11 protein-coding genes are annotated in these 11,633 nt (G+C 72.9%); 8 read left to right on the top strand and 3 right to left on the bottom strand.

Going from position 1 to position 11,633, the window contains the following annotated elements; translation table 11 throughout:
• Positions 1-4: 4 nt before the first annotated feature.
• Both VGI02_RS25065 and VGI02_RS25060 read right to left on the bottom strand, forming a co-directional pair.
• Entirely contained in the window at positions 5-883 is an 879-nt protein-coding gene (locus VGI02_RS25065) for an SDR family oxidoreductase (RefSeq protein ID WP_331632042.1), read from the bottom strand.
• Between the two features lie 82 nt (positions 884-965).
• Positions 966-1,709, bottom strand: coding sequence for an SDR family oxidoreductase (locus VGI02_RS25060; protein WP_331632040.1), 744 nt, complete (start codon positions 1,707-1,709; stop codon positions 966-968).
• 148 nt (positions 1,710-1,857) lie between these two features.
• Between VGI02_RS25060 and VGI02_RS25055 the strand changes: the two genes are divergently transcribed.
• On the top strand, positions 1,858-2,778 hold the full coding sequence (locus VGI02_RS25055; protein ID WP_331632038.1) for a LysR family transcriptional regulator: 921 nt from the start codon (positions 1,858-1,860) through the stop codon (positions 2,776-2,778).
• Between the two features lie 136 nt (positions 2,779-2,914).
• On the opposite strand, the gene VGI02_RS25050 is transcribed toward VGI02_RS25055, so the two are convergent.
• Positions 2,915-3,997, bottom strand: coding sequence for a LacI family DNA-binding transcriptional regulator (locus tag VGI02_RS25050; protein ID WP_331632036.1), 1,083 nt, complete (start codon positions 3,995-3,997; stop codon positions 2,915-2,917).
• Positions 3,998-4,085: 88 nt separating this feature from the next.
• Between VGI02_RS25050 and VGI02_RS25045 the strand changes: the two genes are divergently transcribed.
• The 7 genes from VGI02_RS25045 to VGI02_RS25015 form a co-directional block, all read left to right on the top strand.
• On the top strand, positions 4,086-5,234 hold the full coding sequence (locus VGI02_RS25045) for a Gfo/Idh/MocA family protein (RefSeq protein ID WP_331632034.1): 1,149 nt from the start codon (positions 4,086-4,088) through the stop codon (positions 5,232-5,234).
• On the top strand, positions 5,231-6,394 hold the full coding sequence (locus VGI02_RS25040) for a dihydrodipicolinate synthase family protein (protein WP_331632032.1): 1,164 nt from the start codon (positions 5,231-5,233) through the stop codon (positions 6,392-6,394). The genes VGI02_RS25045 and VGI02_RS25040 overlap by 4 nt, the downstream gene beginning before the upstream one ends.
• Positions 6,391-7,281, top strand: coding sequence for a sugar phosphate isomerase/epimerase family protein (locus VGI02_RS25035; protein WP_331632029.1), 891 nt, complete (start codon positions 6,391-6,393; stop codon positions 7,279-7,281). The genes VGI02_RS25040 and VGI02_RS25035 overlap by 4 nt, the downstream gene beginning before the upstream one ends.
• Complete coding sequence (locus tag VGI02_RS25030) at positions 7,257-8,672, top strand: MFS transporter (RefSeq protein ID WP_331632027.1); 1,416 nt, start codon at positions 7,257-7,259, stop codon at positions 8,670-8,672. Before VGI02_RS25035 ends, VGI02_RS25030 begins: the two co-directional genes overlap by 25 nt.
• A 68-nt stretch (positions 8,673-8,740) precedes the next feature.
• Positions 8,741-9,661: a uroporphyrinogen decarboxylase/cobalamine-independent methonine synthase family protein gene (locus VGI02_RS25025; RefSeq protein ID WP_331632026.1), complete on the top strand. Its 921-nt coding sequence runs from the start codon at positions 8,741-8,743 to the stop codon at positions 9,659-9,661.
• Positions 9,651-10,697, top strand: coding sequence for an NAD-dependent epimerase/dehydratase family protein (locus tag VGI02_RS25020; protein WP_331632025.1), 1,047 nt, complete (start codon positions 9,651-9,653; stop codon positions 10,695-10,697). The genes VGI02_RS25025 and VGI02_RS25020 overlap by 11 nt, the downstream gene beginning before the upstream one ends.
• A gap of 11 nt (positions 10,698-10,708) precedes the next feature.
• On the top strand, positions 10,709-11,633 hold a 925-nt coding region (locus tag VGI02_RS25015; protein WP_331632024.1), incomplete at its 3' end, for a dihydrodipicolinate synthase family protein.

Below are 11,633 nucleotides of genomic sequence, written 5' to 3'. Positions count from 1 at the left end.
CCGCTCAGGCGGCGTCGTGGTCCAGGGCGCGCAGGTCGGTGAGCAGGCCCGGGCCGGTGGGGCGCCAGCCCAGCTCGTGGCGGGTCAGGGCGCTGGAGGCAGGCAGGTCGAGTGCGGCGAGCCCCGCCAGGGGGCCGAAGTAGTCCGGGGCCTCGTCGGGCGTGATCGACTCCACCGGCAGCCCCAGCCCCGCGCCGAGCACCTCGGCGATGTCGCGCAGCGCGACGCCCTCCTCGTCCACCGCGTGGTAGCGCGCGCCCACCCGCCCGTTCTCGAGGGCCAGCCGGTAGAGCCGAACGGCGTCCGAGACGTGCACGGCCGGCACGCGATTGCCGCCGTCGCCGACGTAGGCCACGCGCCCGTGCTGCCCGGCCAGGGCGACGTGCCGACCGATCCGCCCCTGCCGGCGGGTGTCGTGCACCTGGGAGAGCCGCATGGTGATCACGTCGATGCCTCGCGCGCCCAGGGCGTCGGCCGCCTCCTCGGTGGCGGCGCGGGGATACTCCTCGGAGCCGACGTGCTCGTCGGTCTCCACCGCTACCCGGCCTTGTGTCCGGGCGAGCGCCGTGCCCGACGAGATCAGCAGTGGGCGCCCGGGCCCCAGGGCGTCGCCGAGGGCCGCCACGACCGTGCGGTCGCTCTCGCTGCCCTCGGCCAGGTTCGTCGCGCCGTGATCGAAGGCCGTGTGGGTGACGCCGTCGGCCGCCTCGGCGGCGCGCCGCAGCCGGTCGAGGTCGTTCAAGTCGCCGCGGACGACCTCCGCGCCGGCTCGGGTCAGTGTCGCGGCGCCCGCCTCGGAGCGGCTGAGTCCCACGACGCGGTGCCCCGCGCCGAGGAGCTCGGGTACGAGGAAGGAACCGATGAAGCCGGTGGCTCCGGTCACGAACACATGCATTGCGCACCCTCGGTGAGTGGGCGCCGGCCCCGCGGCGTGGCCCTGGTGCCGGCGGGCGACGGGCAGGGTTCTACAGCTGAGACGCTCCGCCGTCGACCACGAGCTCAGCGCCGGTGGTGAACGTGGCGTCGAACCCGAGAAAGGCCACAGCGGCGGCGACCTCCTCGGGCCGACCGAACCGCTGCATCGGGTTGGCAACGCGCATCTGCTCCCGGGTGGCCTTCGCTGCGGCGGTGGGGAGAGTGCGCTCGAGGATGCCGGTGTCGATGGGTCCGGGGCTCACTGCGTTGACCCGGACGCCGCGGGGCGCCAGCTCCCGGGCGAGGGAGCGCACCATCGAGCGCGCGGCGGCCTTCGTCGCGGCGTAGATGCTTGAGCCCGCCAGGCCCTTCACGTTGGCGACCGACGTGGTGACGACGACCGCCCCGCCGTCATGGAGCAACGGGGCGAGCTTCTGGACGAGGAAGAACGGCCCACGCGCATTCACGGCGAAGAGGTGGTCGTACTCCTGCTCGGTCACCTCGCCGACACTTCGGAACGCGGTCACGCCCGCGTTGAGGAAGAGCAGGTCGAGCCCGTCCACGGCGTCGCGGACGCCCTCGACGAGCGCGTCGGTCGCGGCCGGGTCGGCGGCGTCGTGGTCGAGAACGGTGACCTGGGGCCCCAACTCTGCGCGTGCTTTTTCGATCGACTCGGCGCTGCGGCCGGTGACGATCACCCGAGCGCCCCCGTCGTGCAGCAGGCGGGCCGTGGCCAGGCCGATCCCGCTCGTTCCTCCCGTGATCAGCACCTTCGCCCCGTCGTGGGCTGCCATGTCGGTTCCTCTCGGTCATCGTCCACCGCGCGACGATGGCGACGGCCCTTCCACGGTGTGGCGGCGTTGGGTCCGGCGTCCAAGACCGATGACCGGAGGTTGATGCCCGTTCGGCATCATGCCTGCAAGGCGGCTTACTCTCGAGCTCGTGGACGACCTGGACCTTCGGCTCGTGCACGCCTTCACCGTGGTGGCCGAGCATCTGCATTTCGGCCGGGCGGCCGAGGAGCTCCACCTGGCCCAGCCGGCGCTGAGCCGCCAGATCCGCCGCCTCGAGGACCAGCTCGGGGTGCGCCTGTTCGCCCGCGATACCCGCGGGACCTCGCTCACCGAGGCGGGCGCGGCGTTCCTCCCCGCGGCGCGCGAGGCACTGGGCGCCGCGCGGGCGGCGCGGGCCGCAGCCCGGAGGGCGGTCGGCCCTGCCCGGATAGTCGTCGGGCACACCGGAGCCCCGTTCGTCACGGCGGCCGTGCGGGCCTTGAGAGAGGAGTGCCCCGACGCGGACGTGCGCACGCTGCATCTGGACTGGCGCGGGCCGCGTCTGGCGCTGCTCGAACACCGGGTGGACGTCGCCGTCGCGCGCCTACCGTTCGCCGCCGACGGGCTGGAGCTGCGCCGGCTCTACGACGAGCCGCGTGTCCTGCTGGTGCCCCGCGGTCATCGCCTGTCCGACCGGGCCTCGGTGCGGCTGGCGGACTTCGCGAACGAGCCGATCGCCCGGCTCGCCGATCCGGACCCCACCTACGCCGCCTTCTGGCGGGTCGAGCCCCGGCCCGGGGGCGGTCCGGCGCCGACCGGACCCGTCGTCGAGACCCCTGAGGACCGGCTGGAGGTGGTCGCCGGAGGAGGGGCGGTGGCGCTGGCCGGCGCTGCCGTGACGATCGGCCCGTTGCGGCCGGACCTCGCCGCCATCCCCGTCACCGACATCGACCCGGTGCCCGTCGTGCTCGCGAACCGTGCCGGCGAGCGTCGGGAGCTCGTCGCCACCTTCGCCCGGATCGCCGGAACACACCTGCGCCCGCCCGAGACCGACTCCTCCCACAGCGGGTCGCAGCGTGGCGAGATGTGAGAAGACCTAGGTCCACCACCAGCGCCGGCACTCCATGAATCGGCAGCCGAGCGGTCGGGGCCTCGGAGAGAGCTCGGCTGCCTTGTGATCGCCTGCGATGCCTCTCCAGCCAGACGGCCACGGGCCACGGGCCACGTCAGCGACGGGTCGGCGCGGTCGTGCTCGCGCGGAGCACGACCTCCGCCGGGAAGTGGACGCGTCGGGGATCGACGGCCTCCTCCACGGAGTCGCCATCGGCACCGAGCTCGTCCGATGAGGGGTCTCCGAGTACGAGACGCATCGCCTCGCGGCCCATGCCCTCGAGGTCGAGGCGCACGCTCGAGGTCGCGGGGCAGAGGTGACGCATGACCGGGATGTCGTCGAAGCCGATCAGCGAGAGGTCGTGGGGCACCGACACGCCCTGCTCGCGCAGAGCGGTCAGGGCACCGATGGCCATCACGTCGCTGACACAGAAGAGAGCGGTCGCGTCGAGGCCGCCGCGGACGAGGGCGTGGGCGGCGTCGCGCCCACCGTTCTCGCTGAACTCCCGTTCCACCACGTGCACGGCCGAGCGGGGCAGGCCCGCCTCGTCGATCGCCGACACGAAGCCGGCCACCCGGTGCTCGACCGTGGTCAGCGTCGGGGGCCCGGCCGCGACCGCGAAGCGGCGGTGGCCGAGCTCGAGCAGGGATCGGGCGACCGCGGCCCCGCCGGCGGCATTGTCGGGGAGCACGGCGTCGCCGGGCAGGTCGTGGTGGCTGACGAACGCGTACCGCCCGCCGACGTCGCGGTGCTGGAACAGCTCCGCGCGCATGGCGTCGAGGTAGTCCGGGTCACTGAATCCGCTTCCGACGATGAGGATCGCCTGCGCGCGCTGGGACCGGAACGTCGAGACGTACTCGATCTCGCGGTCGGGGGAGCGGAACGTACTGCCGAGCATGACCAGCGCGCCGTGTGCGGCTGCGACCTCCATCGCGCCCCTGGTGATCGCGGCGAAGTAGGGATCACTGACGTCGTGCATGACCAGCCCGACCGTCGCGCGGGCCCGGTTCGCCAGGGCCTGGGCGTGCGCGTTCGGGACGTAGCGCAGACGCCGGGCGGCCTGGACGACGCGGGCCCGCAGCTCGTCCCCGACGATCCTGTCGCCCCCGTGCAGGGCGCGCGAGGCGGTGGCCGGTGAGACGCCCGCCGCCTGGGCCACCTGGGCCAGCGTGATCTGACGCGTCGGCTGATCGACCATCCCCACCCCTTGACCCCTCGTGACGGCGAAGCCTAGCTTGCGGGAACGCGCTTTCCGGAAAGCGCTTTCCCGCCAATCGGAGGTGGCTGTGTCGCATCGCAGGGTCGGGATCGTCATGAACGGGATCACCGGCCGGATGGGCTACAACCAGCACCTCGTCCGCTCGATCCTGGCGATCCGGGAGCAGGGGGGTGTGCCGGCCGGCGACGACGTGCTCTGGCCGGAACCGATCCTGGTGGGGCGCAGCGAGGAGAAGCTGCGCGCGATCGCCACCCGCCACGGCCTCGAGCGCTGGACGACGAACCTGGAGAAGGCGCTCGCGGAGCCGGACGCCGAGATCTACTTCGATGCCCAGAGCACGCAACTGCACCGCGCCGCCATCACGACCGCGCTCGCGGCGGGCAAGCACGTATACGCCGAGAAACCGCTGACCGAGGACCTGGACGGGGCGCTCGAGCTGGCCCGGGTGGCCGAGACGGCCGGAGTGCGCACCGGGGTGGTGGCGGACAAGCTCTTCCTGCCCGGCCTGCGGAAGCTGCGTCGCCTCATCGACGGCGGCTTCTTCGGTCGGTTGCTCTCGGTACGGGGGGAGTTCGGTTACTGGGTCTTCGAGGGCGACTGGCAGGCCCCCCAGCGCCCGTCGTGGAACTACCGCGCCGAGGACGGCGGGGGAGTCACCCTGGACATGTTCTGCCACTGGGAGTACGTGCTGCACGACCTCTTCGGGCGGGTGCAGAGCGTGCAGGCGCTCGCGCGCACGCACATCCCCGAGCGCGTCGACGAGTCCGGCGCCACCTACACCGCGACCGCCGACGACGCCGCCTACGGCATCTTCGAGCTCGACGGCGGCGCGATCGCCCAGATCAACTCGTCGTGGGCGGTCCGGGTGTTCCGGGACGAGCTGGTCGAGTTCCAGGTCGACGGCACCGAGGGCAGCGCGGTCGCCGGCCTGCGCCGGTGCCGCGTGCAGCACCGGTCGACGACGCCGAAGCCGGTGTGGAACCCCGACATCGCGTCGCCGCTCGACTTCCGGGCGCAGTGGGCCGAGGTCCCCGACAACGAGGACTTCGACAACGGCTTCAAGGTCCAGTGGGAGATGTTCCTGCGGCACGTGGTGACCGGCGCACCCTGGCGCTTCGACTTCCTCGCCGCCGCCCGCGGGGTGCAGCTCGCCGAGCTCGGCGTGCGCTCGGCGGCCGAGGGCTGCCGGCTCGAGGTCCCGGAGCTGGCGCCGTGACCGCGCTGCGCCTGCCGCGGGCGGACGGCTCGCTCACGGTGCACGAGGTGACCGGGCGGCCGCTGCCCGTCGACGGGGCCCGCACCGCACCGACCTCGCGGGTGGCCTACGCCGCCGCGCACGTCGTGGCCGACCCGCTCGCGGACAACACCCCGGGCCGTCCCGCGGTGCTCGACTGGGAAACCACGCTCGCCTTCCGCCATCACCTGTGGCGCCAGGGCCTGGGTGTCGCGGACGCGATGGACACCGCCCAGCGCGGCGCGGGCCTGGACTGGACCACGACCGCCGAGCTGATCCGCCGCTCCGCCGCCGAAGCGGCGGCGGTCGGCGGCGCGCTGGTCTGCGGTGCCGGCACCGACCAGCTCGCACCCGGTCCACACGACCTGGACACCGTCCGGCGGGCCTACGAGGAGCAGCTCGAGGTGGTCACGGCCGCCGGAGCCACGCCGGTGCTGATGGCCAGTCGCGCGCTGGCCGCCACGGCGAGCGGCCCCGACGACTACGTCGCGGTCTACGGCGCCCTGCTCGAGCAGGTCCGCGAGCCCGTGCTGCTGCACTGGCTCGGGCCGGCCTTCGACCCGGCTCTGCAGGGCTACTGGGGCAGTGCCGACCTCGACCTGGCCACGAAGAGCCTGCTGACGATCATCGCCGAGCACGCGGATCGCATCGACGGGGTGAAGGTCTCCCTCCTCGACGCCGACCGTGAGATCGGCCTGCGCAGGGCTTTGCCGACCGGGGTCCGCTGCTACACCGGCGACGACTTCCACTATCCGGAGCTCGTCCTCGGCGACGAGCTCGGCCACAGCGACGCCCTTCTCGGCGTGTTCGACGCGGTCGCGCCGGCCGCGGCGGCCGCGCTGCGTTCCCTCGACGCCGGCGACCGGGAGGGCTACAGGCGCCTGCTGGAGCCGACCGTGCCGCTGGCCCGGCACCTGTTCGGCCCGCCGACCTTCCACTACAAGACCGGTATCGTCTTCCTTGCCTGGCTGGCGGGACACCAGACGCATTTCACGATGGTCGGCGGGATGCAGAGCGCCCGTTCCCTACCGCACCTCGGCGAGCTGTTCGTCCTCGCCGACCGCTGTGGTCTCTTCCCCGATCCCTCGGCGGCGGCCGAGCGGATGCGGACCCTCCTGCGCATCGCGGGGGTGGAGCCGTGACGGCCGGCCCGGAACGGCTCAGCATCAACAGGGCTTCGATCCGGCAGTGGTCGGTGCGCGAGCTCGTCGAAGCGTGCGCGGCGCGGAGCGTCGGCGGGGTCGGCCTGTGGCGGGACGACGTCGAGGGGGTGAAGGCCGCGGCCGTGGGCGCGCAGGTGCGCGACGCGGGCCTGGTCGTCACGTCGCTGTGCCGGGGTGGCTTCGTCACCGACCCCGATCCCGCCGAGCGGGTCCGCCGTCATGACGACAACCGCCGCGCGCTCGACGAGGCCGCGGCGCTGGGCACCGACGTCCTCGTGTTCGTCGCAGGCGGGATGGCAGGCAGCGGGACCGACCTCGCGGGCGCCCGCGCGCGGGTCGTCGAAGCGGTCGCGGAACTCGTACCCGACGCTCTCGCCCGCGGCGTCCGGGTGGCCGTCGAGCCGCTGCACCCGATGTTCTGCTCGGACCGCTGCGTCATCAGCACTCTCGACCAGGCGCTCGACCTCGCCGACCCCTTCCCGGTCGAGGCCGTCGGGGTCGTCGTGGACGCCTACCACGTCTGGTGGGACCCGGGGGTGACTGCCGCCATCGACCGGGCCGGCGCACGGATCGCGGCCTTCCAGGTCTGCGACTGGGTCACACCACTGCCCGAGGGCGTCCTGACCGGACGCGGGCTGATGGGCGACGGCGCCATCGCCCTGCCGGCGCTGCGGGAGACCGTCGAGGCCGCCGGCTATACGGGCCCGATCGAAGTGGAGATCTTCAACGACCGGTGGCGCGGACGGCCGGGCGACGAGCTCCTCGACCTGATGGTCCGGCGCTACCGCACCCATGTGCTCGACGAGACCCCCGACGGACCGACGCAACGGAGCGAGGCGGCATGGACAGCACGGACGACCACGTGAGGACGCTACCCGGGGACGACGTCGAGGCCGCCACCGAGAACACCGTCGCCCGCCTCGAGCGACTGCCCTTCGGCCGGGTGCACCTGCGGGTGGCGACGCTGCTGGGCACCGGCACGTTCTTCGACGCGTTCGACTCGTTGGTGATCGCGTCGGTCCTGACCGTGGTCATCACGTCGTTCGGGGTGGGCTTCGGCTCCGCAGGCCTGCTGATCAGCTCGGCGTACATCGGCCAGTTCGTCGGCGCCATCGTCTTCGGCGCCCTCGCCGAGAGGTATGGTCGTCGGGCGGCGTTCATCTTCTCCCTCGGGTCGTTCGGACTACTGAGCCTGGCCGCCGCGCTGTCCTGGAACTTCGAGTCGCTGCTGGTGTTCCGGGTCCTGCAGGGCGTCGGTCTGGGCGCCGAGGTCCCGATCGCGGGGGCTCTGTTCAACGAGTTCGTGCGCGGACGGGCCCGCGGCCGCGTGGTGATGCTCTACGAGAGCATCTTCAGCTGGGGCATCCTGCTCGCCCCGCTGATCGGGTTGCTGTTCTTCACGCTCTTCGGTCAGGACCTCGGATGGCGGCTGCTGTTCGGGTTCGGGGCGCTCCCGCTGCTCGTGGCGATCGTGGCCTGGTTCCGCCTGCCGGAGTCGCCGCGATGGCTCGCCGAGCGGGGCCGCGCAGCCGAGGCCGAGGCGCTGCTCGCGGAGATGGAGGCCGACGCCCGCCGTCGTGGGAACGAGCTCCCGGCGCCCGAGGTCACGCCGCCGGTCACGCCACGCCCGACGCGGTTCGGCGAGCTGTTCAGCACGGCTTACCGGTCGCGCACGATCCTGTCCTGGGTCACCTGGTTCTGCGGATACTTCATCCTCTACGGCTTCTCCACCTGGTTGCCGACGCTCTACGTCCGCCTCGGCGGCCTGCCCACCGGTAACGCCCTGGCTCTCACGGCGGTCGCCAGCGCGATCTACCTCATCGAGATCTACGCCTTCGCGTTCACCGTAGACCGCGTCGGCCGCAAGCCCTGGTTCGTCGCCGGGTTCGCGGTCTCGGTGCTCGGCGCGGCGGTGGGTGCGATCGCGATCGCCCTGGGCGCCGTCGCCTGGCCGGTCCTGTTCGTCGCGGGCCTGCTCATGGGGCTGGGCATCAGCCCGGTCACCGCTGGCCTCTACCTCTACACCCCGGAGCTGTATCCGACCCGCATGCGCGCGTGGGCGACGTCGACCGGCAGCAGCCTCAACCGCGTGGCCAGCGCGATCGGGCCGATCCTGGTCGGCCTCCTGCTCGGCGCCGGCCTGGGGTTGACCAGCGTGTTCATCACCTTCGGCGTCGTCGCGGTCGTCGGACTGGCCGTGATGGCCGCGATGGGCATCGAGACCAAGCAGCGAGTGCTCGAGGAGCTGGCGCCGTGATGCGGACGACCCTGGTCGGCAGTTACCCGGTTCCGTCCTGGCTCCGTGCCGCGCCATCGCGGGAGGGGGTGATCGACGCGACCGCGGTGGTCCTGGCGCTGCAGCAGCGTCTCGGCATCGACCTGCTCACCGACGGGGAGATCCCGCGGTTCGACGTCGATCACCCCGAGACCAACGGCATGATCGAGTATTTCGTGGGTCCGCTCGGCGGGGTGCGCTCGGAAATCCGGCGGTCGGACATCGCGGCGTTCGCGCGGATGGAGCACCTCGGCTTCCGAGCCCGCCCGGCCGGCGTGGTCACTCGCGAGATCGACGAGGGCACGCTCGACCTCGTCGGGGCGTACCGGGCGGCCCGAGCCCTCGCTCCGGGACCGCTGAAGTTCACCGTCACCAGCCCGTACATGCTGGCGCGCACCCTGCTCGACCAGCACTACGGCGACCTGCGCTCCCTGGCCCTGGCGATCGCCGACGTGCTGGCCGACCAGGTCCGTGACATCGACGCCGACGTCGTGCAGGTGGACGAGGCCAACGTGCCCGGGAGCCCCGAGGACGGGGAGCTGGCCGCCGAGGTGATCAATCGGGTGCTCGACGCGGTGCCGGGCACCCCGTCGGTCCACCTGTGCTTCGGCAACTACGGCGGACAGCGGGTGCAGGCCGGCCGGATGAGCTCGCTGGTGCCGTTCTTCGCCGGCCTGCGCGCCGACCACGTGGTCCTCGAGGCCGCCCGGCACGACACCGACGATCTCGCCCACCTGCGCGAACTGGACGGGCTGCGCTTCGGGGTCGGCGTCATCGACGTCAAGGACACCCAGGTCGAGGGGGCCGACGAGGTGGCCAAGCGCATCGAGGAGGCGTCCGGGTGGCTCGGCGGCCCGGATCGGATCGACTACGTGCACCCCGACTGCGGCTTCTGGATCCTGCCGCGCTCGATCGCGGACGCGAAGATCGCGGCACTGACCGCGGGAAGGGACCTCTTCCTTGGCCGCTGACGGAGACACCGACCGGGTCGACGGAGACCTGGCCCGCATCGATCGGCGACTGTGGGAACCGCCGCCCGAGGTCGTCGAGGACCTCGCGGCGCTCCCCGGGGACCTGCTGCTGCTCGGCGCCGGCGGCAAGCTGGGCCTGACCTTGGCCCGGATGGCCCGAACGGCGTTGGACGCCGGCGGGTCGTCGGGGCGCGTGATCGCGGTGTCCCGGTTCTCCGAGCACGGACGTCGGGCCGAGTTCGCCGCCGCGGGCGTGGAGACCCTCGTCGCCGACGCGACCGACCCCGCAGCGCTGGCCGCGCTGCCCGACGCGGCGAACGTGGTGTATCTGGTCGGGCGCAAGTTCGGCACCCACGGCGACGAGTGGAGCACCTGGGCGATCAACACCTACCTCCCCGCGCGGGTGGCCGAGCGCTTCGCCGGAGCCCGGCTCGTCGCCTTCTCCACCGGTAACGTCTATCCGCTGACCGCGGTCGGCTCGGGCGGAGCCGACGAGCTCACGCCGCCGGCGCCGGTGGGGGAGTACGCGCAATCGTGCCTCGGGCGGGAGCGCCTCCTGCAGCACCTCTCGATCGCCCACGCCACGCCCGTCGCGATCCTGCGGCTGAACTATGCGATCGACCTGCGTTACGGCGTGCTCCACGACGTCGCCCGGGCCGTGCTGGCCGGCGAGCCCGTCGACGTCACGATGGGCAGCGTCAACGTCATCTGGCAGGGCGACGTCAACGCGATCACCCTGCGCTCGCTGCACCACGCGGCGTCCCCGCCGGACGTGCTCAACGTGACGGGACCGGAGACGGTGTCGGTCCGGTGGCTGGCCCACGAGTGCGGCCGCCGCCTGGGGCGCGACCCCGTGATCGTCGGCGAGGAGGCCCCGACCGCGCTGCTCAACAACGCGTCGCGATCCATGGCCCGCTTCGGTTACCCGCGGGTGTCGCTGGCCGAGATGCTCGACTGGATCTGCCGATGGGTTGCCGCCGGGGGCCCGAGCCACGGCAAGCCGACGCGGTTCGAACAGCGCGTCGGGGCGTTCTGATGCACCCGGCGATGGACCCGGAGCGCGAGCGACTGCTGCGGGCCGGCACGGTGATCCCCGCCCACCCACTGGCCCTGGATGCGGAGCGGCGCCTGGACGAGGACCGGCAGCGGGCGCTGACCCGGTACTACCTGGACGCCGGCGCGGGTGGGGTCGCCGTCGCGGTGCACACGACACAGTTCGCGATCCACGAGCCCACGTCCGGCCTCTACGAGCCGGTCCTGGCGCTCGCCGCCGAGGAGGCCGCCGCCGCCCGTGAACCGGTCCTGCGCGTGGCTGGGGTCCTGGGTCCCACCGAGCGGGCGGTCCGGGAGGCCGAGGTCGCCGCGGAGCTCGGGTACGACCTGGCGCTCGTCGCGGCGAGCTCCTGGGGTGACGCCGACGAGGATGCGATCCTCGCCGGCCTCGCGGCCGTCGGCGAGGTGCTGCCCCTGTTCGGGTTCTACCTCCAGCCGGCGGTGGGCGGCCGTCCCTTCGGCTACCGGTTCTGGCGACGGCTGGCCGAGCTGCCGGCCCTGCGGGCGATGAAGATCGCGCCGTTCGACCGCTTCGCGACCTTGGACGTCGTCCGGGCCGTGACCGACGCCGGGCGCGACCCCGACGGCGACCAGGTCGCGCTCTACACCGGCAACGACGACGCGATCGTGGTCGACCTGCTCACTCGGTACCCGGGCGGGACCCGGATGACCGGCGGTCTGCTCGGGCAGTTCGCGGTCTGGACCGGGGCGGCGGTGGCGCTGCACGCCCGCATCCGCGAGATCGTCACCGCCGACGCGCCGATCCCGCAGGGCCTGCTCGCCGTGGCGGCCGACCTCACCGACGCCAACGCTGCGATCTTCGACGCGGCCCACGGCTTCCGTGGGTGTATCCCCGGCATCCATGAGGTGCTGGTGCGCGACGGAGTGCTCGCCGGGCGCTGGTGCCTCGACCTCGGCG

Origin of the sequence: Actinomycetospora sp. (genome assembly GCF_036497245.1) — a bacterium.
GTDB lineage: Bacteria > Actinomycetota > Actinomycetes > Mycobacteriales > Pseudonocardiaceae > Actinomycetospora.
Note: the sequence above shows the minus strand (reverse complement) of the source record. Positions and strands in the feature narration are given on the sequence as shown.